The 21,088-nt window shown below is 71.5% G+C and carries 20 protein-coding genes and 1 pseudogene; 9 read left to right on the top strand and 12 right to left on the bottom strand.

From position 1 onward, the window contains the following. Positions 1 to 11 precede the first annotated feature (11 nt). Complete coding sequence (locus OG802_RS10760; protein ID WP_329409455.1) at positions 12 to 914, bottom strand: SGNH/GDSL hydrolase family protein; 903 nt, start codon at positions 912 to 914, stop codon at positions 12 to 14. A 266-nt stretch (positions 915 to 1,180) separates the two neighbouring features. Here OG802_RS10760 and OG802_RS10755 point away from each other — a divergent pair, with 266 nt between their 5' ends. Next, positions 1,181 to 1,675 carry a DUF3145 domain-containing protein gene (locus tag OG802_RS10755; protein ID WP_329409454.1) on the top strand — a complete coding sequence of 165 codons (495 nt, stop codon included), beginning with the start codon at positions 1,181 to 1,183 and terminating at the stop codon, positions 1,673 to 1,675. Positions 1,676 to 1,780: 105 nt separating this feature from the next. Here the strand turns inward: OG802_RS10755 and OG802_RS10750 are convergent, their stop codons facing one another. The 5 genes from OG802_RS10750 to fasR all read right to left on the bottom strand — a co-directional run bounded on the left by OG802_RS10750 (position 1,781) and on the right by fasR (position 6,690). Continuing rightward, positions 1,781 to 3,061, bottom strand: a complete 1,281-nt coding sequence (locus OG802_RS10750; protein ID WP_329409453.1) for a beta-ketoacyl-[acyl-carrier-protein] synthase family protein — start codon at positions 3,059 to 3,061, stop codon at positions 1,781 to 1,783. 82 nt (positions 3,062 to 3,143) lie between these two features. Further along, the gene (locus OG802_RS10745; RefSeq protein WP_019067091.1) at positions 3,144 to 3,392 is read right to left on the bottom strand and encodes an acyl carrier protein; all 249 of its coding nucleotides are present in this window, start codon (positions 3,390 to 3,392) and stop codon (positions 3,144 to 3,146) included. Positions 3,393 to 3,472: 80 nt separating this feature from the next. Further along, positions 3,473 to 4,471 carry a ketoacyl-ACP synthase III gene (locus OG802_RS10740; RefSeq protein ID WP_329409451.1) on the bottom strand — a complete coding sequence of 333 codons (999 nt, stop codon included), beginning with the start codon at positions 4,469 to 4,471 and terminating at the stop codon, positions 3,473 to 3,475. A 9-nt stretch (positions 4,472 to 4,480) separates the two neighbouring features. Continuing rightward, complete coding sequence (locus tag OG802_RS10735) at positions 4,481 to 5,398, bottom strand: ACP S-malonyltransferase (RefSeq protein ID WP_329409449.1); 918 nt, start codon at positions 5,396 to 5,398, stop codon at positions 4,481 to 4,483. A gap of 89 nt (positions 5,399 to 5,487) precedes the next feature. Then, positions 5,488 to 6,690 (bottom strand): fatty acid biosynthesis transcriptional regulator FasR, encoded by a 1,203-nt coding sequence (gene fasR / locus OG802_RS10730; RefSeq protein ID WP_109001419.1) that lies wholly within the window; start codon positions 6,688 to 6,690, stop codon positions 5,488 to 5,490. Between the two features lie 161 nt (positions 6,691 to 6,851). Here fasR and OG802_RS10725 point away from each other — a divergent pair. After that, a pseudogene (locus tag OG802_RS10725) lies at positions 6,852 to 7,499 on the top strand (pirin family protein); the annotation flags it as partial. A 170-nt stretch (positions 7,500 to 7,669) separates the two neighbouring features. On the opposite strand, the gene OG802_RS10720 reads toward OG802_RS10725, so the two are convergent. Then, a complete protein-coding gene (locus tag OG802_RS10720; protein ID WP_329409446.1) occupies positions 7,670 to 8,488 on the bottom strand; it encodes a serine hydrolase domain-containing protein in 819 nt (272 codons plus the stop codon). A 19-nt stretch (positions 8,489 to 8,507) separates the two neighbouring features. Beyond that, positions 8,508 to 8,987, bottom strand: a complete 480-nt coding sequence (locus tag OG802_RS10715; RefSeq protein ID WP_329409444.1) for a GNAT family N-acetyltransferase — start codon at positions 8,985 to 8,987, stop codon at positions 8,508 to 8,510. 96 nt (positions 8,988 to 9,083) lie between these two features. Between OG802_RS10715 and OG802_RS10710 the strand changes: the two genes are divergently transcribed. Together OG802_RS10710 and OG802_RS10705 are read left to right on the top strand one after the other, a co-directional pair. Beyond that, positions 9,084 to 9,623, top strand: a complete 540-nt coding sequence (locus OG802_RS10710) for a MerR family transcriptional regulator (protein ID WP_329409443.1) — start codon at positions 9,084 to 9,086, stop codon at positions 9,621 to 9,623. Beyond that, complete coding sequence (locus tag OG802_RS10705; RefSeq protein WP_329409442.1) at positions 9,620 to 10,636, top strand: aldo/keto reductase; 1,017 nt, start codon at positions 9,620 to 9,622, stop codon at positions 10,634 to 10,636. Before OG802_RS10710 ends, OG802_RS10705 begins: the two co-directional genes overlap by 4 nt. 38 nt (positions 10,637 to 10,674) lie before the next feature. On the opposite strand, the gene OG802_RS10700 is transcribed toward OG802_RS10705, so the two are convergent. The 3 genes from OG802_RS10700 to OG802_RS10690 all read right to left on the bottom strand — a co-directional run bounded on the left by OG802_RS10700 (position 10,675) and on the right by OG802_RS10690 (position 13,589). Continuing rightward, positions 10,675 to 11,529, bottom strand: a complete 855-nt coding sequence (locus tag OG802_RS10700) for a DUF4429 domain-containing protein (RefSeq protein ID WP_329417020.1) — start codon at positions 11,527 to 11,529, stop codon at positions 10,675 to 10,677. 59 nt (positions 11,530 to 11,588) lie between these two features. Next, the gene (locus tag OG802_RS10695; protein ID WP_329409441.1) at positions 11,589 to 12,806 is read right to left on the bottom strand and encodes an alpha/beta hydrolase; all 1,218 of its coding nucleotides are present in this window, start codon (positions 12,804 to 12,806) and stop codon (positions 11,589 to 11,591) included. Between the two features lie 108 nt (positions 12,807 to 12,914). After that, complete coding sequence (locus tag OG802_RS10690) at positions 12,915 to 13,589, bottom strand: TetR family transcriptional regulator (RefSeq protein WP_329409440.1); 675 nt, start codon at positions 13,587 to 13,589, stop codon at positions 12,915 to 12,917. Between the two features lie 66 nt (positions 13,590 to 13,655). Between OG802_RS10690 and OG802_RS10685 the strand changes: the two genes are divergently transcribed. Beyond that, positions 13,656 to 15,275 carry an MFS transporter gene (locus OG802_RS10685; protein ID WP_329409438.1) on the top strand — a complete coding sequence of 540 codons (1,620 nt, stop codon included), beginning with the start codon at positions 13,656 to 13,658 and terminating at the stop codon, positions 15,273 to 15,275. Positions 15,276 to 15,540: 265 nt separating this feature from the next. Next, positions 15,541 to 15,846, top strand: coding sequence for a small hydrophobic protein (locus OG802_RS10680; RefSeq protein ID WP_329409436.1), 306 nt, complete (start codon positions 15,541 to 15,543; stop codon positions 15,844 to 15,846). Positions 15,847 to 16,092: 246 nt separating this feature from the next. Here OG802_RS10680 and aceE read toward each other — a convergent pair whose 3' ends face one another. After that, the gene (gene aceE, locus OG802_RS10675) at positions 16,093 to 18,840 is read right to left on the bottom strand and encodes a pyruvate dehydrogenase (acetyl-transferring), homodimeric type (RefSeq protein WP_329409434.1); all 2,748 of its coding nucleotides are present in this window, start codon (positions 18,838 to 18,840) and stop codon (positions 16,093 to 16,095) included. 419 nt (positions 18,841 to 19,259) lie between these two features. Between aceE and OG802_RS10670 the strand changes: the two genes are divergently transcribed. The 3 genes from OG802_RS10670 (at position 19,260) to OG802_RS10660 (ending at position 21,039) form a co-directional block, all read left to right on the top strand. Continuing rightward, positions 19,260 to 19,697: a DUF3052 domain-containing protein gene (locus OG802_RS10670; RefSeq protein ID WP_057583034.1), complete on the top strand. Its 438-nt coding sequence runs from the start codon at positions 19,260 to 19,262 to the stop codon at positions 19,695 to 19,697. A 135-nt stretch (positions 19,698 to 19,832) separates the two neighbouring features. After that, a complete protein-coding gene (locus OG802_RS10665; RefSeq protein WP_069769030.1) occupies positions 19,833 to 20,291 on the top strand; it encodes a peroxiredoxin in 459 nt (152 codons plus the stop codon). Positions 20,292 to 20,463: 172 nt separating this feature from the next. After that, entirely contained in the window at positions 20,464 to 21,039 is a 576-nt protein-coding gene (locus OG802_RS10660) for a calcium homeostasis/redox stress adaptation protein (protein WP_329409430.1), read from the top strand. The last annotated feature ends 49 nt before the right edge of the window (positions 21,040 to 21,088 follow it).

Raw genomic sequence — 21,088 nt, 5'->3', positions numbered from 1 at the left:
GGAACTTTAGGTCACGAGGTCTTCCCGGTGACTCCCCGATAGGCCAGCTCAGCGAGGCGCGCCTGGCCGTCCTTGCTGGGATGGAACCAGTCCCAGTGGCTCAGCTGGTCGGTGCCGAACCGGAAGTCGTACACCGCGCCGCCGTCGAAGCGGCACCGCGCGTCCTTCGCGCAGACCTCCTTCAGCACCGTGTTGTAGGCCTCCACCCGCTTCTGCACGGTGTCCCGCCGCAGGGTCGCCGCCGCGTCCAGCGCGTCCGCGTCGCCCAGCATGGACGGGCAGATGCCCAGCTTCCAGATCTGCTTGCCCAGCGCGTTCGTCCGCCCCTGCGACCACAGCCGTTTCAGGTTCGGCACGCTCGACACGTACACCTGCGTCCCCGGCAGCGCCCGGCGCAGCGTGCGCAGCGCGTCCGTGAACTGCGCGCGGAAGTCGGACACCGGCGTCATCGCCGCCGTGGACGCGCGGCACGCGTCGTTCGCGCCCGCCATCACCGTCACCAACTGCGGCTTGTGCAGCACCGCCTGGGCCATCTGGGCCGGCACGTCGGCCATCCGCGCCCCGGTCGCCGCGTGGTTCCAGCTGTGCGTGGCCGCCTTCGCGGGGCCCAGCAGCCGCACCGCGAGACTCTTCACGTCGGCGCTGTCGCCGGTCGCCCAGGACACCTGCGGACAGTCCGCGAGCACCGTACAGGCGTCGAAGCCGCGCGTGATGGAGTCGCCCACCGCCGCCACCGACGACGGGCTGGAGTCCCACAGCGGGGCCGGCGACGCGGAGGGCTTCGCGTGGCGGGCCCGCGCACCCGACGGCCCCGAACCGTCACCGCCGCCCAGGGCGTCACAGCCCGCCAGGCCCAGGACGGCCGCCGTCGTGCCCGCGAGCACGGCCCGCGCGTGCCGGTTTCGCTTCCGCATCCGCTGGTGTTCCCCTCGCTCTTCGAACAACGCTCCCCCCTAGGACAACGCACGGGAGTTCCCGGGCGGATCACACCCGCAAGATGGAACGCTTCCCACCCGTACAGGCGTCCTGCCGGGTGAAAGGCGGAGCTTTCAGGGCACCAGGACAGACGGTACGTCACACTCCTTGCGCCGCCGCACGGTAGCCTCGCCCTCAACGCGGCTGCCTGCCACCGCCGCCGTTGCCAGCCAGCAAGACTGTCCCGCTCTGCCCGGAGGTCCCGGTGACGACACGTGGAGTTCTGTACGTGCACTCCGCGCCGCGCGCGCTGTGCCCGCACGTCGAGTGGGCCGTCGCCGGGGTGCTCGGCACGCGCGTCAACCTCGACTGGATCCGGCAGCCCGCCGCGCCCGGCACCTGGCGCTCGGAGTTCTCCTGGAAGGGCGAGGCCGGCACCGCGTCCAAGCTGGCGTCGGCGCTGAGAGGCTGGCAGATGCTGCGCTTCGAGGTCACCGCCGAGCCGTGCGCCACCGCCGAGGGCGAGCGCTACAGCTGCACCCCCGACCTCGGCATCTACCACGCCGTCACCGGAATCCACGGAGACATCCTCATCCCCGAGGACCGTCTGCGGGCCGCACTGCTGCGCAGCGGGCGCGGCGAGACGGAGCTGGAGGGCGAACTCTGCAAGCTCCTCGGCAAGCCGTGGGACGACGAACTGGAGCCCTTCCGCCACGCTGGCGAGGGCGCCCCGGTGCGCTGGCTGCACCAGGTGGTCTGAGGACCGCGCCGGGCGCGACCACGCGGACCGCGCAGAGCCCGAAGGGCCCCGCCTCCCACGAGGCGGGGCCCTTCAGGCGTTCACGCGACGGCGTACGGCCGCGTCTCAGACCGAGCGGAACGCCAGGACGACGTTGTGCCCGCCGAACCCGAACGAGTCGTTCAGCGCGGCGATACGGCCCTCGACGGGCAGCTTGCGCGCCTCGCCGCGGACGACGTCCGCGTTCGCCTCGGCCTCGGGGTCGATGTTCTCGACGTTGATGGTCGGCGGAGCGACCCGGTGGTACAGCGCGAGGATCGTCGCGACGGACTCGACGCCGCCCGCGCCGCCCAGCAGATGACCGGTCATCGACTTCGTCGCCGAGACCGCCATGTGATCGGCGTCGTCGCCGAAGACCTTGCGCAGCGCCTTCAGTTCCGCGACGTCGCCGGCCGGCGTCGAGGTGGCGTGCGCGTTGACGTGCACGATCTCCGCCGGGTCCAGGTCGGTGTTGTCCAGCAGGTTCTGCAGGGCGTGCGAGATGCCGCGGCCCTCCGGCTCCGGCTGCACGATGTCGTGGGCGTCGGCCGAGATGCCCTGGCCGACGGCCTCGGCGTACACGCGGGCCCCGCGCGCGGCCGCGTGCTCGGCGGACTCCAGGACGATGACGCCGGCGCCCTCGCCCATGACGAAGCCGTCGCGGGCCGTGTCGTAGGGACGCGAGGCGCCCTGCGGGTTCTCGTTGTTCTTGGACATCGCCATCATGTTGCCGAACGCGGCGATGGGCAGCGGGTGGATCGCCGCCTCGGTGCCGCCGGCGACGACGACGTCGGCGCGGCCGGTGCGGATCATCTCGATGGCGTAGCCGATGGCCTCCGCGCCCGACGCGCACGCCGAGACCGGCGTGTGCACGCCCGCGCGGGCGCCGACCAGCAGGCCGACGTTGGCGGAGGGGCTGTTGGGCATCAGCATGGGGACGGTGTGCGGGGAGACCCGGCGCACGCCCTTGTCCTTGAGGACGTCGTACTGGTCGAGGAGGGTGGTGACGCCGCCGATGCCGGAGGCGATGACGGCGCCCAGGCGGTCGGCCTCGACGTCGCCCTCGCTGCCCTCCTCGCCGGCCTTGCCGGAGAAGCCGGCGTCCTTCCAGGCCTCCTGGGCCGCGATCAGCGCGAACTGCGCGGAACGGTCCAGCTTGCGGGCCTGCGGCCGCGGGATGACCTCAAGAGGCTCCACGGCGACACGGGCCGCGATGCGGACGGCCTGGTCGGCCGCCCACCCCTCCTCCAGGGCCCTGACACCGGACTTGCCGGCGACGAGACCCTCCCAGGTAGAGGCTGCGTCGCCACCCAGCGGTGTGGTTGCGCCGATACCGGTGACGACCACGGTGCGATTGGTCGGGATCACGGATTCTTTCTCCAACGTTACGAGGATTCAGCGGCGCCACCGCCGGGTGGCGGGGCAGTCCGGTCCAGGGGACCGGGGTGGGTCAGCCCTGGTTCTTGAGGATGTAGTCGGTCGCGTCGCCGACCGTCTTTAGGTTCTTGACGTCCTCGTCCGGGATCTTGACGTCGAAGCGCTCTTCGGCGGCGACGACGACCTCGACCATGGACAGCGAGTCGACGTCCAGGTCGTCGGTGAAGGACTTGTCCAGCTGGACGTCCTCAACCGGGATGCCGGCGATCTCGTTCACGATGTCGGCGAGACCGGCGACGATCTCTTCCTGAGTGGCGGCCATGTTGGCGCTCCTTCGTAGATATCCACAGGTGTGGCAGTGGGTGTTTCCCGCACCGGACCGATTGATCCGGCACGGAGTGCCTAGGGGAGGGTAACGACAGTGGCGGCGTACACGAGACCCGCCCCGAATCCGATGACGAGCGCGGTGTCGCCGCTCTTCGCCTGGCCGGTCGCCAGAAGCCGCTCCATCGCGAGCGGGATCGAGGCGGCCGAGGTGTTGCCGGTGGTGCGCACGTCACGGGCGACCGTGACGGACTGCGGCAGCTTGAGGGTCTTCACCATCGAGTCGATGATGCGCTCGTTGGCCTGGTGCGGGATGAAGACGTCGAGTTCGTCGGCGCTGACGCCGGCGGCGTCCAGCGCCTCCTTGGCGACCTTCGCCATCTCGAACACGGCCCAGCGGAAGACCGCCTGGCCCTCCTGCGTGATCGCGGGGAACTTGCCCGTGGAGCTGTCGTACTCCGTCCACGGCACGGTCTGCTTGATGGTCTCCGACTTGTCGCCCTCGGAGCCCCAGACCGTCGGGCCGATCGCCGGCTCCTCCGAGGGGCCGACGACGACCGCGCCCGCGCCGTCGCCGAACAGGAAGGCCGTGGCACGGTCCTCCAGGTCGGTCAGGTCGGACAGCCGCTCGACGCCGATGACGAGCACGTACTCGGCCGAACCCTCGACCACCATGCCCTTGGCGAGGGTCAGGCCGTAGCCGAAGCCCGCGCAGCCGGCCGAGATGTCGAACGCGGCCGCCTTGTCCGTGCCGAGCTTGTCGGCGATCTCGGTGGCCACGGCCGGAGTCTGCTTGAAGTGCGAGACGGTCGACACGACCACCGCGCCGATCTGCGCGGCGGAGATCCCGGCGTCGGCGATCGCCTTGCCGGACGCCTCGATCGACATGGCGGCGACGGTCTCCTCGTCGTTCGCCCAGTGCCGGGTCTCGATGCCGGAGCGGGAGCGGATCCACTCGTCGGACGAGTCGATCGTCTCCAGGATGACCTCGTTGGGCACGACCCGGACGGGCCGGTAGCCGCCGACGCCGAGGATGCGCGCGTACGGGGAGCCCTTGCTGGGCTTGATCTTCGCCATCAGGGCTCCTCAGGCGACGCCGTGCTCGGCGATGAGCTCGCGAGCGGCGTCGAGGTCGTCGGGGGTCTTCAGCGCCAGCGTCTTCACGCCGGGCAGGGCGCGCTTGGCGAGGCCGACCAGGGTGCCGCCGGGGGAGACCTCGACGAGCGCGGTCACGCCCAGCTCCTTGAAGGTCTCCATGCACAGGTCCCAGCGGACCGGGTTGGCGACCTGGCCGACCAGCCGGTCCAGGATCTCGGCCCCGGTCGCCACGGCCTGCCCGTCCTTGTTGGAGACGTAGCGGACCGTGGGGTCGGCCGGGGTGAGCTCCGCGGCCGCCTTGGCCAGGGTCTCGACGGCGGGCGCCATGTGCCGGGTGTGGAAGGCGCCGGCCACCTTCAGCGGGACGACCTTGCGGACGCCCTCGGGCTTGTCCTCGGCCAGCGCGGCGAGCTGCTCCAGCGTGCCCGCGGCGACGATCTGGCCCGCGCCGTTGATGTTGGCCGCGGTGAGCCCCAGCTTCTCCAGGTGCGCGACGGAGACCTCGGGGTCCCCGCCGAGCAGCGCGGACATGCCGGTCTCGGTGACCGCGGCGGCGTCGGCCATGGCCAGGCCGCGCTTGCGCACGAGGCCCAGCGCGACGGTGTCGTCGAGGACGCCGGCCAGCGCGGCGGCGGTGAACTCGCCGACGCTGTGGCCCGCGACCGCGGCCGGCGACGCGTCGCCGAGCGCCGTGGCGGACAGGATGCCGGCGGCGACCAGCAGCGGCTGGGCCACCGCGGTGTCACGGATCTCGTCCGCGTCGGCCTGTGTGCCGTAGTGGGCGAGGTCCAGGCCGATGGCGTCGGACCACGCGGCGACGCGGGCGGCGGCGCCGGGCAGTTCGAGCCAGGGGGTCAGGAAGCCGGGCGTCTGGGCGCCCTGGCCGGGAGCGACGAGTACGAGCACTCTCACACTCTCTCTTGGGGACGGCCGAAGCCGCCCGTGGGGACAGGGACGAAGAACGGCAGGGGGTTTTGTGGACCCCCGACAAAAGGCTAGGTCTGAGGATCTCCGTCGGCCAGACGCCCCAGGATCAGCGCGATCCGGAGCGTGAACGCGGAGCGTACATCCGACGGCGACCAGCCGGTGACGTCAGTCACACGTCGGAGCCGGTAGCGCACGGTGTTCGGGTGGACGAAGAGCATCCGGGCGGCCCCTTCGAGACTGGACGCCTGTTCGAGATAGACCGAGAGCGTCTCCAGGAGCGCGGACCCGGCCTCCTCCAGCGGTCTGTAGATCTCCTCCACCAACTGCTCGCGCGCACCGGGATCACCGGCGATGGCGCGCTCCGGCAGCAGATCGTCCGCCAGCACCGGCCGCGGAGCGTCCTGCCAGGCGGAACAGGCCTTCAGACCGGCCGCGGCGGCCTGTGCGGACCGGGTCGCGGCCAGCAGGTCGGGGACGACGGGTCCGGCCACGACGGGTCCCGCGGCGAACGGCCCGATCAGCGACTTCGCGACGGCGAGCGGGTTGTCGCTGCCGCCGGCGATCACCACCAGCCGGGTGCCGAGCACTCCGGTCAGCACCTGGAGCTTGGAATGCCGCGAGGCCCGCCGGATGGCCTCCACGGTCAGCTCCGAGTCGCCGTCCGGGGCGGTGCCCAGGACGACGCACACATGTTCCGGCGCGTTCCAGCCGAGCGCGGCGGCCCGGCTCACGGCCCCCTCGTCCGCCTCGCCGCTCAGCACGGCGTTCACCACGAGCGACTCCAGCCGCGCGTCCCAGGCGCCGCGTGCCTCGGCGGCCTGCGCGTACACCTGGGCGGTGGCGAAGGCGATCTCCCGTGCGTACACGAGGAGCGCCTCGCGCAGCACGTTCTCGTCGCCGGGGGCCGCGACCTCGTCGATCGCGGACTCCATGACCTCGATCGTGGTCCGCACCATCTCGACGGTCTGCCGCAGCGTGATCGCCCGGGTCAGCTCGCGCGGCGCCGTGCCGAACACGTCGGTGGAGATCGCCTGGGGGGCGTCGGGGCGCCGGAACCACTCGGTGAAGGCGGCGATGCCCGCCTGGGCGACCAGTCCGATCCAGGAACGGTTCTCCGGGGGCATCGCCCGGTACCAGGGCAGTGTCTCGTCCATCCGCGCGATGGCCTGGGCGGCGAGACTTCCGGAGGACTTCTCCAGCCGCTTCAGCGTGGCGGGGTGGGAGTGGACGGCGACCGCGGGCTGGGGGCGACTCGTTTCTGGTTCGGGCACATGGACAAGACTGCCTTATCGCCGCACGTGTTCGTGCCGGTGGGTCGTCTCCGCCCCGCCCGCGCCCCGCCCGTGCCCCGGCCTTCGCCCGGTCCGAGGGGCGGCCCGCCGCGCCGGGGCCCCGCGCGCGAGGGCGCGGCGGGTCTACGGTGGACCCCGTGATGGACGTACGGCGCGCAGGTGAGCGCTACCGAGGCGGGGACCCGGCCGCCGGCATCGAGTCGTGGCACGCGTTCTCCTTCGGCCCCCACTACGACCCCGGCAACCTCCGCTTCGGCCCGCTGCTCGCGTGCAACGAGGAGCGCCTCTACCCGGGCGCCGGGTTCGACGAGCACCCCCACAGCCACACGGAGATCGTCACCTGGGTCGTCGAGGGCGAGCTGACCCACCGCGACTCGGCCGGTCACGAGACCCGTGTGCGCCCCGGCGACGTGCAGCGGCTCAGCTCGGCGGGCGGCGTACGGCACGTGGAGCGCAACGGCGGCGGCGCGCCCCTGACCTTCGTCCAGATGTGGCTGGCCCCGGCGGAACCCGGCGGCGACCCGGCCTACGAGATCGTCCGCGGCATCGCCGACTCCACCCCCTACGCCGTCCCGCGGGCGGGCGCGATGCTGCACGTCCGGCGGCTGGGCGCGGGGGAGCGCACGGCGGTGCCGGACGCCCCGCTCGTCTACGTCCACGTCGTCCGCGGCGAGGTCCGCCTGGGCGACGAGGAACTGGCGCCCGGGGACGCGGCCCGCGTCACGGACGCGAAGGACCTGGAGGCGGTGGGGACGACGGCGGCGGAGCTGCTGCTGTGGGAACTGACGGGTCAGGAGCCGGCCGGTCAGGAGCCGGCCGGTCAGGAGCCGGCCGGTCAGGAGCCGGCCGGTCAGGAGCCGGCCGGTCGGGAGTCGGCCGGTCGGGAGTCGGCGGGCCGGGAGCCGGCCGGTCAGGAGTCGGCCGGCCGGGGGTCGGCCAGCCGGGAGGAGCCGGCCGGCTAGCGGATCTCCGCCAGCACCGCGTCCGTGAACGGCGGCCAGGCCTCGACCGCCCACGGGCCGAACGCCCGGTCCGCCAGCGCGACCGCGGCCGCCCCCGCGTCGGGGTCCACCCACAGGAACGTGCCGGACTGCCCGAAGTGGCCGAACGTCCGCGGCGACGACGAACTCCCGGTCCAGTGCGGGGACTTGGCGTCACGGATCTCGAAGCCCAGTCCCCAGTCGTTGGGGTTGTGGTGCCCGTACCCGGGCAGCACGCCCTTCGTCCCCGGGAACTGCACGGACATGGCCGCCGCCACCGTCCGCGGATCCAGCAGCGCGGGTGCCTGCAACTCGGCCGCGAACCGCAGCAGATCCTCGACCGTGGAGACGCCGTCCTTGGCGGGGGAGCCGTCGAGGGTCGTCGCCGTCATCCCCAGCGGCTCCAGGACCGCCTGCCGCAGGTACTCCGCGAACGGGATGTCCGTCGCCTTCGCGATGTGGTCGCCCAGCTGCTCGAACCCGGCGTTGGAGTACAGCCGGCGCTCACCCGGCGCGGCCGTCGTGCGGTGCTCGTCGAAGGCGAGACCGGAGGTGTGCGCGAGGAGGTGGCGGACCGTGGAACCGGGCGGCCCCGCGGGCTCGTTCAGCTCCACCGCGCCCTCCTCGTACGCGACGAGGGCCGCGTAGGCGGTGAGCGGCTTGGTGACCGAGGCCAGCGGGAAACGCCGGCCGACGGGGCCGTGGACGCCCGCCACCGTGCCGTCGGCCCGCACGACGCCCGCGGCGGCGGAGGGAACCGGCCAGTTCTCGATCAGCGCGAGACTCTTCAACGACATGCCCACGACCCTATGCGGCTCACAGCGGCAGCTCCATCAAGGGGTCCGGCTTGGGCCGGAAGCCCAGCGACGCGTACAGCGGGGCCGCGTCCGGGGACGCGGTGAGCTGCACCCGGACCGCGCCCCGCGCCCGGAACCAGGCCAGCAGCGCGTCCATGCCCGCGCGCGCGTACCCCCGGCGGCGCGCGTCCGGATCGGTGGCGACGGAGAAGACGTAGCCGATCGTCCCGCGCGGGTTGCCGGCGCGCCCGATGCGGTACTCGACCGTCCCGGCGACCAGCGCGGCCAGGACCCCCGGCCGCTCGGGGTGGTCGACGACGAAGGCGGCGAAGTCGCCGTCCGGCTCGGACAGCCGTCCGCGCAGCGTGGGCAGCGACTCGGCGTGCCAGTCGACGGACCCGCCGGACCCGTCGGCGGGCGACAGCGAGTCGATCATCACCTGACGCAGCCGCAGCACTTCGGCGGCGTCCTCGGGCAGGGCACGGCGTACGGGAGTCATTCCCGCACGCTAACCAATGCGATCAGGCCGAGTCCTCCGGTTTTCTCACCGGATCCGCTTGCTTGGAGCGCACTCCAAGGTCATAGCGTGGTGGTCATGACGGTGTTGCAGACCACGCCCGTGACCATCGAGCAGAACCCGGACCCCGCAGACGTCTGCGCCGCGCCCCCACCGCGGCACCCCCGGCCGGACGGCCGGGACAGCTACACGATCAGCGAGGTGGTCGCCTTCACCGGCCTGACGGCCCACACCCTGCGCTGGTACGAGCGGATCGGGCTGATGCCGCACGTCGACCGCTCGCACACCGGTCAGCGCCGCTACAGCAACCGTGACCTGGACTGGCTCGACCTCGTCGGGAAGCTGCGGCTCACCGGCATGCCGGTCGCCGACATGGTGCGGTACGCCGAACTGGTCCGCGAGGGCGCGCACACGTTCGGCGAGCGCCACGAGCTGCTGGAGAACACCCGGCGCGACGTGCGGGCCAGGATCGCCGAACTCCAGGACACGCTCGCCGTGCTCGACCGGAAGATCACGTTCTACGGGGACGCCCTGCGCGCCCGGTCCCACGACCCCCAGCTCCCCGACCAACAGCTCCCCGACCACCAGCTCCACGAAGCGGAAAGGACCGCCCGATGACGTCCAGCACGATCCCCACGGCACGACTCGGAGAGAACGGACCCGAGGTCGGCGTCCAGGGCCTCGGCTGCATGGGCATGAGCTTCGCCTACGGTCCCACGGACGCCGACGCGTCCCGCGCCGCGCTGGAACGGGCCCTGGAGCTGGGCGTCACGCTCTACGACACGGCCGACGCGTACGGCGCGGGCGAGAACGAGAAGTTCCTCGCGCCGTTCTTCAAGGCGCACCGCGACGAGGTCGTGATCGCCACCAAGTTCGCCCTGGCGATCCCCCCGGAGGACCCCTCGCGGCGGATCATCCGCAACGACGCGCCCTACATCCGCGAGGCCGTCGAGGCGAGCCTGCGGCGTCTGGACGTCGACGTCATCGACCTGTACTACATGCACCGCCGTGATGTGAACGTGCCGATCGAGGACACCGTCGGCGTGATGGCCGAGCTGGTGCGCGAGGGCAAGGTCAAGCAGCTGGGCCTGAGCGAGGTGACGGCCGCCGAGCTGCGCGCGGCGCAGGGCGTCCACCCCATCGCCGCGGTCCAGTCGGAGTGGTCGTTGTTCAGCCGCGACATCGAGGCGCAGGTGGTGCCGGCGGCCCGCGAGCTGGGGGTGAGCCTCGTCCCCTACTCGCCGCTCGGCCGGGGCTTCCTCACCGGCTCGTTCGCCGACGCCGCGACGGACCTCACCGCCGACGACTTCCGCCGTCAGCAGCCCCGCTTCAACGGCGAGAACGCGGTCGTCAACGCGGCCCTGCTGGAGCCGGTCCGCACGGTGGCCGAGGCCCACGGCGCCTCGCCCGGCCAGATCGCGCTGGCCTGGGTCCAGCAGCGCGGCGCGGTGCACGGTCTGCCGGTGATCCCCATCCCGGGCACCCGCAGGCCGGCCCGGGTGGAGGAGAACACGGCGGCGACGGCGATCGTGCTGAGCGAGGCGGAGCTGGCCCTGCTGGAGCCGATCTCGGCGAAGGTGGCCGGCGACCGGTACGCGGACATGCGGTTCGCCTCCGCGGGCCGCGAGTGACCGGCCCGCGTCCGGGGTTCTGATCCGGACGGGCGGGCCTACAGCTCGGCCAGCAGCTCGGCCTTCTTGACGGAGAACTCCTCGTCGGTGACCAGTCCGGCCTGGTGCAGCTCGCCGAGGTGGCGGATCCGGTCGGCGATGTCGGCCGGATCGCGGCGCGGCACGGTCGTGGCCGGGACGGCCGCCGAGGCCCCGCGCCCGCGGACCGCCGCCAGCACGGCCGCGGCGAACGGCAGCGACTCGTGGACGGGCCCGTAGCCGAGCCCGAAAACGACGGTCGCCGGATCCTGGTCGGGCTGCGCCGGCGCGTCCTGTCCGTTGACCAGCCGCAGGTGTCCCTCGAACACCTCCGGCGAGCGCCACTCGATGCCGCTCAGCTCGGAGACGGCGAAGCTCTGGTCGCCGGCCTTCCACTTGGCGGACGACGCCCCCGTCCAGAACCACCGGAAGCGCACCGTCCGCCCGTCGAACGAGGCCTTGCCGTCGTACGCCTTGAACGACAGCGGGGCCTCGGGGGCGTCCACCAGGAATCGTTCGGCCGGACCGGAGGCGGTCAGCTGCGACTTCAGCTCGTCGGCGTAGTACTCGGCGAGGGTCGCGCGCTCGGCGGGCAGCACCAGCCGGTAGGGGTCGCTGCCCTCCTTGAGCTGGCCGTCGGCCGCCTCCATCAGCGGGTCGGCTCCCGGGCGGGGCTCCGCGCGCAGGACGACCGTCCCGCGCTTGCCGGGCGTCAGCGTCACGCCGGCCAGGGCCGAGAGCGGGATCCGGCGTTCCCCGAGCGCGGAGAGCAGCTTGGGTGTGCGCAGCCCCCGTTCGTAGCGGATGAGGACGGAATCGGACTCGAACTCCCAGGCGGCATGAAATCCGGCCAGTACGTCACCCATGCGGCTCATCGTATGTGTGACACCCATTCTTCGTCCCCTCCCCGCGCGCACCCGCAATTGCCGCGTCTCTACGCGCGTCCGGCCTCTGTCGTGTCGGTCAAACCCGCCGTGCAGGCGTCATCATCGTGGGCGCACTCCACCGAACGGAACGCGCCGGTGCCGATCTCGGCGAAGTTGCGCAGGCTGTCCGTGCCCGGCTCGAAGTAGCCTCCGTGGCCCCGCGCCTCCCGCGCCGACAGCACGCGCGCGCCGAACTCCCGCGCCATCGGGTCCTCGCCGTGCCCGAGGCCGCCGACCTCCAGGTGCGGCACGTCCTGGATCCAGTCGTCGGCGTCGCGCATCGCCCACACGCGGGCGTCGGTGCCCAGCTCGGCCGCCTTGTCCACGCGCATCCCGGGGCTGCCGGCCACCGCGATGTCGCTGACCCGGCCCGGCAGGGAGCGCGCGGCGACCCCGCACACCACCGAGCCGTAGCTGTGGCAGAACAGCGACACCGGCGTGCGGCCGGGCAGGGCGCCGAGCAGGGCGTTCAGCCGGACGGCGCCGTTCCTGGCGCGCATCGCGGTGGCCGAGTCGATGCCCAGGCCGTCGGGCGAGGTGTAGTCGGCCCAGGCGATCACGGCCGTCCGCGTCGACGGGCTCGCCTCGTGCTCGGCCGCGTACAGGGCCTGCGCCATGCCGACGGGCGCCGAGTACCTGCGGTTGGTGCGCTGGAAGGTGAGCAGGTCGGTGTCGACGCCGGGCACGACCACGGAGATCCGCTCGGCGTCGTCGAGTCTGCCGAACACCTCGGCGGCCCGGCCGGAGCCCTCCGGGTCGAAGGCGAGGATCTGCCGGTCCGCGGTGCTCAGCGCCTGGTAGCGGTGCATGCGGCGGTCGGCCAGTTGCTGCCCGGCGGGGGTGAGCCGACTGTCGTGCAGCCGTGCGCGCTCCAGCCGGATCTGCTGCTGAAGGGCGACGCGGTTGGCGCGATAGCGCAGCTCCACGGGTGCGCCGTTCATGTTGCCCACCGCGAGCGCGTAGTCGTGCGCGAGGGCGGTGCGCTGCGGCGCGGTCAGCGCGGCGAAGAAACGGGCGAGCCGGGCGGGGGCCGAGGCGGGGTCCGGCAGCCGCCGGCCGTCGATCCGGCCGTGCTCCCACGCCGTGCGCGAGTTCTGCAGGGCGGTGGCGCCCCGGTGCTGGTGCAGGGCGGTCCAGCCGGTGGTCGTCAGCATCACGAACACCACGGCCAGGGCGGCCAGCGCGCGCCAGACGTTGAGCTGAGGGGAGGTGTCGAAGGAAGTCACTGTAAGGACACACTAGGAGAACGAGAGGGTCTCGGGTGAATCAAGTGACACGGATCACGTTTCAACCGCGGTCCGAGTGGTCATGATCCCCTTCAGGCCTGTGCGAGTTCAGGCCTGCGCGAGCCTCCCGGACCCGCTCCCGGACGCCGCGGCCCGTTCCGGCTCACGCCAGTCGCCCAGCAGCGCCGGTCCCAGCCCGTCGAGACACCGCGCCGTGATCAGCCGGATCGCCTCCGGGCCGAGTTCCCCGCCCGCGGACCACTGGCGCTCCGCCGCCCGCATCGCCCCGCTGAACACGGCCACCGCCAGCCGGGGCCGCGGATCGGCGTCCACGTCGAGCCCCTCGCGCTCGGCGATCACCCGCGCCAGGTCCTCCTCGACCTCCGCCGAGCGTCTCAGATGCGCGGCGAGCAGCACCGGCGTCTCCTCGATCACCCGGTACATGCGCAGATACAGCTCCACCGGGACGACGGACTCGACGACCTCGTTGATCGCGTACCAGCCCTCGATGACGGCCCCGCGCAGCGCCCGCATCGGCGCCTCGCCCGGCGGGCGGTCGCGGACCGCCTCGACGAACCGGGCCACCGTCATCTCCACCAGGCCCAGCGCCGCCTCGTCCTTGCCGGCGAAGTAGCGGAAGAAGGTGCGCTGGGAGACGTCGACGGCCTCGGCGATCTCGTCGACGGTCGTCCCGTCGTAGCCCTGGGACGTGAACAGCTCCGCGGCGGCCCGCAGCAGCGCGTTCCGGGTGCGCCGCTTCTTTCGTTCGCGCAGGGTGTCCATACGTGTCAGTTACCGACTTGTGAACTCGTTTGTCAATTGTCAGCGGCTGTCACTAGCCTCGAACACATGACTAGTCAGACCGCGATCGACTCGACCGGACCGGGGGGCAGGACGCCGGCGGACCCGTCCCAGGGCCCGCCCGCCGAGGGGCTGCGCGGCCACCCGTGGCTCACCCTGCTCACCGTCGCCGTCGGCGTCATGATGGTGGCCCTCGACGGCACCATCGTGGCCATCGCCAACCCGGCCATCGCCAGCGACCTGGGCGCCACCTTCGCCGAGGTCCAGTGGATCACCAACGCCTACTTCCTGGCGCTGGCGGTCTCCCTGATCACCGCGGGCAAGCTCGGCGACCGCTTCGGCCACCGCCAGACCTTCCTCATAGGCGTCGTCGGCTTCGCCGCCGCCTCGGGCGCGATCGGCCTGTCCGACAGCATCGCGCTGGTGGTCGTCTTCCGGGTCCTGCAGGGCCTGTTCGGCGCCCTGCTGATGCCGGCCGCGCTCGGTCTGCTGCGCGCGACCTTCCCGGCGGAGAAGCTCAACATGGCCATCGGCCTGTGGGGCATGGTCATCGGCGCGTCCACCGCGGGCGGCCCGATCCTCGGCGGCGTCCTCGTCGAGCACGTCAACTGGCAGTCCGTGTTCTTCATCAACGTGCCGGTGGGCGCCCTCGCCCTGGTCCTGGGCGTGCTCATCCTGCGCGACCACCGGGCCGAGAACGCTCCGCGCTCGTTCGACCTGCTCGGCATCGCCCTCCTCTCGGGCGCGATGTTCTGCCTGGTCTGGGCCCTCATCAAGGCGCCGGCCTGGGGCTGGGGCGACGGGGCGACCTGGGCGTTCGTGCTCGGCTCCGCGGCGCTCTTCGCGGCGTTCGCCTTCTGGGAGACGAAGGTCCGGGAGCCGCTGATCCCACTGGCGCTGTTCCGCTCGGTCCCGCTGTCGGCGGGCGTGATCCTCATGGTCCTGATGGCGGTCGCCTTCCTCGGCGGCCTGTTCTTCGTGACGTTCTACCTCCAGAACGTGCACGGCATGAGCCCCATCGACGCGGGCCTGCACCTCCTCCCACTCACCGGCATGATGATCGTCGGCTCCCCGCTCGCGGGCGCGCTGATCACCAAGCTCGGCCCCCGCATCCCGCTGGCCGGCGGCATGGCGGCCACCGCCGTCGCCATGTACGGCATGTCCACGCTGGAGACGGACACCGGCAGCGGTGTCATGTCGGTCTGGTTCGCCCTGCTGGGCCTCGGCCTCGCGCCGGTCATGGTCGGGGCCACCGAGGTGATCGTCGGCAACGCGCCCATGGAGCTGTCCGGCGTGGCAGGCGGTCTCCAGCAGGCGGCCATGCAGATCGGCGGCAGCCTCGGCACGGCCGTGCTGGGCGCCGTGATGGCCTCCAAGGTCGACAGCGACCTCCCGGTGAACTGGAAGGAGGCGGGCCTGCCCGCGCTCACCCCCGACCGGCTCGACCAGGCGTCGGAGGCGGTCCAGGTCGGCGCGGCCCCGGTGGGTCCGGGCACGCCCCCGGCGATCGCCGCGAAGATCGCCGACGTCGCCCACGACACGTTCATCTCGGGCATGAGCCTCGCGTCCCTGGTGGCGTCCGGGGTCGCGGTGGTCGCCGTCGTCGTCGCGCTGTTCACCAAGCGCGGGGAGAACGCGGACGCGGGAGCCGGTGTGGGCCACATCTGAGGCTCCCGCCGGGTCGGCGGACCTGACGGGATTTCAACGAATATCCCTCATCTATCCCTCATCAGGGTGACAACGCTAAAGGTTCCTCGCATCCGGCACGCGCCGCAGGTCACAGTTAGTCAAGCCCTCCGGATGGCAGGGCTGCCAGGGCCGCGGCGCGCTGCCGGAGGGGGACAGCGCGCCGACAGCCCGGCAACCGCGGCGCATAGTCCGCCTGTCGCGGGTACCCGACCATCGAACAGCCCCGGATTCCAGGGAGTTGACGATGGCCGGTCTCGGAAACGGCGCCCGCAGGTACCCCCGCTCGAGTGGCCGCACGGGGTCACGGTCCGGGCCGGATCGCGCGACGCTGGGCATCATCGGCCTCGTCTGCGCGGTCGCCGGATTCTTCACGCTGGGGATCGTCCTCGGCCCCGCGGCGATCGTCTGCGGCTGGCTGGCCATGGGCCGCACCTGGGCGGGCTCCCGCCCGGTACCGGCCCTGGTCGCCGTCGTCCTCGGCGCCATCGACACACTGCTCGCGATCATCTGGCTGGCGGGCGCCACGGGAACGGGCAACGGACTGCTCTGACCGACGGCGGGATCCGTCCCGGCCCGGTGGCCGGCGAGGGCTCCCCGCCCCGCGGCTCAACGCCGTCGTGAACGGCCGCCGCGGGGCGTCACCCGGTGTGCGGATGTTCCCGTCCGGCGACCGTCGCCCTACCCGCGCGCGGGCAGGGCCTGCGGCCGGGAGCGTCAGGAACGGACGGGCGCGGGGAACGCGTGAAGGGGCGGCGGAGCCGGACCGGCTCCGCCGCCCCTTCACGCACGGCCCGTGCTACGCGTCGCCCCCGGCGACCCCCGGGTCCGCCGCCGACGCGTCCAGCAGCTGGTACCGGTCGATGGCCTGCTTGAGCAGCGACCGGTCGATCCTGCCCTCCTTGGCCAGCTCGGTGAGCACGCCGACGACCACCGACTGGGCGTCGATGTGGAAGAACCGGCGGGCCGCGCCGCGGGTGTCGGCGAAGCCGAAGCCGTCCGCCCCCAGCGACTGGTACGGGCCCGGCACCCAGCGGGCGATCTGGTCCGGCACCGACCGCATCCAGTCCGAGACGGCCACGAACGGCCCCTCGGCCCCGGCCAGCTTGCGCGTCACGTACGGCACGCGCTGCTCCTCCTCCGGGTGCAGCAGGTTGTGCCGCTCGACCTCGACGGCCTCGCGCCGCAGCTCGTTCCAGGAGGTCGCCGACCAGACGTCCGCCCGGACGTCCCACTCCTCGGCGAGGATCCGCTGCGCCTCGACCGCCCACGGCACCGCCACGCCGGAGGCGATGATCTGCGCCGGGATCGAGCCCGAGACGCCCTCGCTGAACCGGTGGATGCCCTTGACGATGCCCTCGGCGTCCACGTTCTCCGGCTCGGCCGGGTGCTGGATGGGCTCGTTGTAGACGGTGAGGTAGTAGAAGACGTCCTCGCCGTGCGGGTGCTCGGGCGAGCTGCCGTACATCCTGCGCAGCCCGTCCTGCACGATGTGCGCGATCTCGAAGCCGTACGCCGGGTCGTAGGCGACGCAGCCCGGGTTCGTCGAGGCGAGCAGCTGTGAGTGGCCGTCCGCGTGCTGAAGGCCCTCGCCGGTCAGCGTCGTACGGCCGGCGGTCGCGCCCAGGACGAAACCGCGCGCCAGCTGGTCCGCCATCTGCCAGAACTGGTCGCCGGTGCGCTGGAAACCGAACATCGAGTAGAAGACGTAGACCGGGATCAGCGGCTCGCCGTGGGTGGCGTACGCCGAGCCCGCGGCGATCAGTGACGCCGTGCAGCCCGCCTCCGAGATGCCGTCGTGCAGCATCTGCCCGGTCGGCGACTCCTTGTAGGCGAGCAGCAGTTCACGGTCCACCGACTCGTACTGCTGGCCGAGGGGGTTGTAGATCTTCGCACTCGGGAAGAAGGAGTCCATGCCGAACGTGCGGTACTCGTCCGGCGCGATCAGCACGAACCGCTTGCCCAGTTCCTTGTCCCGCATGAGGTCCTTGAGCAGCCGTACGAACGCCATGGTCGTGGCGATCGACTGCTGACCCGAGCCCTTCTTCACGGTCGCGTACGTCTTGTCGTCCGGCAGTGCGAGCGGCTTCGAGCGCACGACACGGGTCGGCACATAGCCGCCGAGGCCCTTGCGGCGGTCGTGCATGTACTGGATCTCTTCCGAGTTCCGGCCGGGGTGGAAGTACGGCGGGAGGCCGCTCTCCAGCTCCTTGTCGGAGATCGGCAGGTGCAGCCGGTCCCGGAAGCCCTTGAGGTCGGCGACCGTCAGCTTCTTCATCTGGTGGGTGGCGTTGCGGCCCTCGAAGTTCGGGCCCAGCGTCCAGCCCTTGACCGTCTTGGCCAGGATGACCGTCGGCTGGCCGGTGTGCTCCACGGCCGCCTTGAAGGCCGCGTAGATCTTCTTGTGGTCGTGACCGCCGCGGCCCAGGTGCAGGATCTGGTCGTCGGTCATGCCCTCGACCATCGCGCGCAGCCGCTGGTCGTCGCCGAAGAAGTGGTCGCGGATGTAGGAGCCGGACTCGGTGGCGTAGGTCTGGAACTGGCCGTCCGGCGTGGTGTTCATCCGGTTGACGAGGATGCCGTCGCGGTCCTGGGCGAGCAGCGGGTCCCAGGACCGGTCCCAGATCAGCTTGATCACGTTCCAGCCGGCGCCGCGGAAGACCGACTCCAGTTCCTGGATCACCTTGCCGTTGCCGCGCACCGGGCCGTCGAGCCGCTGGAGGTTGCAGTTGACGACGAAGGTCAGGTTGTCCAGGCCCTCGCGGGCGGCGATGGTGAGCTGGCCGAGCGACTCCGGCTCGTCCATCTCGCCGTCGCCGAGGAACGCCCACACGTGGGACTTCGACGTGTCGGCGATCCCGCGCGCGTGCATGTAGCGGTTCATCCGCGCCTGGTAGATCGCGCCGATCGGGCCGAGGCCCATCGACACCGTCGGGAACTCCCAGAAGTCCGGCATCAGCCGCGGATGGGGGTACGAGGACAGCCCGTGCGGCGCCTTCGACTTCTCCTGGCGGAACGCGTCGAGGTTCTCCTCGCTGAGCCGGTCGAGCAGGAACGCGCGCGCGTAGATGCCCGGCGAGGCGTGGCCCTGGAAGAAGACCTGGTCGCCGCCGTCGCCCTCGTCCTTGCCGCGGAAGAAGTGGTTGAAGCCGACGTCGTACAGGGACGCGGAGGAGGCGAAGGTGGCGATGTGACCGCCCACGCCGATGCCCGGGCGCTGGGCCCTGGACACCATCACGGCCGCGTTCCAGCGGGTCGCGTTGAGGATCTTGCGCTCGATCTCCTCGTTGCCCGGGAAGAACGGCTCGGCCCTGGTGGGGATGGTGTTGACGTAGTCCGTGCTGCGCATCTCGGGCACGGCCACGCGCTTCTCGCGGGCCCGCTCGATCAGGCGCAGCATGAGGTAGCGGGCCCGCTCCCGGCCGCGCTCGTCGATCGCGGCGTCGAGGGAGTCGAGCCACTCCTGGGTTTCCTCGGGATCGAAGTCAGGAACCTGACTCGGAAGGCCGCCAATGATGATCGGGTTGCGATCGGATCCGGAAGCCACGCTGTTCCTTACCTGTCAGAGGGGCTGTGTGGGGCTGTATGGGGCAGTGTGGGGGTGTTTTGTCTCGCTGGGGGTTGTCACCGGCGTCAAGCTGCTTCTCTCCGGTAGCTGCACCGCCCCCCATCGTGTACCTAGGGGCCGCAAACGTCATCTCTACCCCTAGGTAACCGGCACCCGTTCGAATCTCGTACCCTTGGATGGTTCTCAAATACGCAAACAGGGCAGATAGGTGTGGTGTGCATCACCATTCGTCCGCATCGAGTGCCTGAAGTTGCGTCGACACGGCCAGGATCGTCACCGTTTCGGCGGTCCGAACCGCCGGGTACTTGCGCGATCCGTCCCGCCCGTGTGGACTACGGCCAATGCTTCGCGCACGCGCGTGGCTGAGACATTCCCACATCATGATCAGGAGGCAACCCGTGAGCGCGACCGCGGACCACGCGGAGGAGCGGACCAGCCCTGCCGTCAGGCTGGGTTTCCAGCCCGAGCAGGTGGTCCAGGAGATCGGCTACGACGACGACGTCGACCAGGAGCTCCGCGAGTCCATCGAGGAAGTCATCGGCAGCGATCTGGTGGACGAGGACTACGACGACGTCGCCGACGCCGTAGTGCTCTGGTTCCGCGACGATGACGGAGACCTGACGGATGCGCTGGTGGACGCCACCACGTACATCGAAGAAGGCGGGTCCATCCTCCTCCTGACGCCGAAGACCGGCCGTACGGGATACGTGGAGCCGAGCGACATCTCCGAAGCCGCGACGACTGCGGGTCTGTCGGCCAGCAAGAGCGTCAGCGTGGGCAAGGACTGGAGCGGCAGCCGGCTGGTGACGCCCAAGGCGGCCAAGTCCAAGAAGTGACGTCCGAGGAGTGACGTCCCAGAAGTGACCGCGTCCGGACGGGCCGGGTCCCAGCGACCCGGCCCGTCCGTCCGTCCCGGTGATCGCTGCGTAGGCTGGTCTCACCCAGACAGCCCACGAAGGGACATCCAGGCGATGGCGATCCAGGTCGGCGACAAGGCCCCCGACTTCGAGCTCAAGGACAACCACGGCCGGGACGTGAAGCTCTCCGACTTCCGGGGGAGCAAGAACGTGATCCTGCTCTTCTACCCCTTCGCGTTCACCGGCGTGTGCACGGGCGAGCTGTGCGAGGTGCGCGACAACCTGCCGAAGTTCGCCGACCGCGAGACCGAGGTGCTGGCCGTCTCCAACGACTCCATCCACACCCTGCGCGTCTTCGCCGAGCAGGAGGGCCTGGAGTATCCGCTGCTCAGCGACTTCTGGCCGCACGGCGAGGTCTCCCGCGCCTACGGCGTGTTCGCCGAGGACAAGGGCTGCGCGGTGCGCGGCACCTTCGTCATCGACAAGGAGGGCGTCGTGCGCTGGACGGTCGTCAACGCGCTGCCGGACGCCCGTGACCTGGGCGCGTACGTGAAGGCGCTCGACACCCTCTGATCGCTCCGGCGGGGCTCGCGCGCGCCCGGATCGCGGCGCGCGGTTCCCGACACCCTGGGAATCTTCGGGTGCGGGGCCTGCGTAGTGCGGGAACCCGTCACTAGGATCGACTCGTTGATCCGATATCCAACGCACGACGGGGCCCCCGCCCCAGGACACCAATGGAGGACTCGTGGGAGTCAGCCTCAGCAAGGGCGGCAACGTTTCGCTGACCAAGGAGGCCCCGGGCCTGACCGCGGTCATCGTCGGTCTGGGGTGGGACGTGCGCACCACGACCGGCACCGACTTCGACCTGGACGCCAGCGCGCTGCTGCTGAACAGCTCGGGCAAGGTCGCCAGCGACGCCAACTTCGTCTTCTTCAACAACCTCAAGAGCCCCGACGGCTCGGTCGAGCACACCGGCGACAACACCACCGGTGAGGGCGAGGGCGACGACGAGGCGATCAAGGTGAACCTCGCCGCCGTCCCGGCCGACGTCGAGAAGATCGTCTTCCCGGTCTCCATCTACGACGCCGAGAACCGTCAGCAGTCCTTCGGGCAGGTCCGCAACGCGTTCATCCGCGTCGTGAACCAGGCCGGCGGCGCGGAGATCGCCCGCTACGACCTCAGCGAGGACGCGTCGACCGAGACCGCCATGGTCTTCGGTGAGCTGTACCGGCACGGCGCCGAGTGGAAGTTCCGCGCCATCGGCCAGGGCTACGCGTCCGGCCTGCGCGGCATCGCGCAGGACTTCGGCGTCAACGTCTGAGCCGCAGGGCTGAACCCACCCGACCGTCCGCTCCGTCCGGCGCCGCACC

It is taken from the genome of Streptomyces sp. NBC_00704 (assembly GCF_036226605.1).
In the GTDB taxonomy this organism is placed as follows: Bacteria; Actinomycetota; Actinomycetes; order Streptomycetales; family Streptomycetaceae; genus Streptomyces.
This window is presented reverse-complemented; position numbering and strand designations above follow the sequence as displayed.

Excerpts from the sequence above, each read along its gene's own strand:
- OG802_RS10760 (WP_329409455.1), bottom strand. The coding sequence starts at position 914 with ATGCGGAAGCGAAACCGGCACGCGCGGGCCGTGCTCGCGGGCACGACG.
- OG802_RS10745 (WP_019067091.1), bottom strand. The coding sequence starts at position 3,392 with ATGGCCGCCACTCAGGAAGAGATCGTCGCCGGTCTCGCCGACATCGTG.
- OG802_RS10740 (WP_329409451.1), bottom strand. The coding sequence starts at position 4,471 with ATGGCGAAGATCAAGCCCAGCAAGGGCTCCCCGTACGCGCGCATCCTC.
- OG802_RS10720 (WP_329409446.1), bottom strand. The coding sequence starts at position 8,488 with ATGTCGTTGAAGAGTCTCGCGCTGATCGAGAACTGGCCGGTTCCCTCC.
- OG802_RS10715 (WP_329409444.1), bottom strand. The coding sequence starts at position 8,987 with ATGACTCCCGTACGCCGTGCCCTGCCCGAGGACGCCGCCGAAGTGCTG.
- OG802_RS10710 (WP_329409443.1), top strand. The coding sequence starts at position 9,084 with ATGACGGTGTTGCAGACCACGCCCGTGACCATCGAGCAGAACCCGGAC.
- OG802_RS10705 (WP_329409442.1), top strand. The coding sequence starts at position 9,620 with ATGACGTCCAGCACGATCCCCACGGCACGACTCGGAGAGAACGGACCC.
- OG802_RS10700 (WP_329417020.1), bottom strand. The coding sequence starts at position 11,529 with ATGAGCCGCATGGGTGACGTACTGGCCGGATTTCATGCCGCCTGGGAG.
- OG802_RS10690 (WP_329409440.1), bottom strand. The coding sequence starts at position 13,589 with ATGGACACCCTGCGCGAACGAAAGAAGCGGCGCACCCGGAACGCGCTG.
- OG802_RS10685 (WP_329409438.1), top strand. The coding sequence starts at position 13,656 with ATGACTAGTCAGACCGCGATCGACTCGACCGGACCGGGGGGCAGGACG.
- OG802_RS10680 (WP_329409436.1), top strand. The coding sequence starts at position 15,541 with ATGGCCGGTCTCGGAAACGGCGCCCGCAGGTACCCCCGCTCGAGTGGC.
- OG802_RS10665 (WP_069769030.1), top strand. The coding sequence starts at position 19,833 with ATGGCGATCCAGGTCGGCGACAAGGCCCCCGACTTCGAGCTCAAGGAC.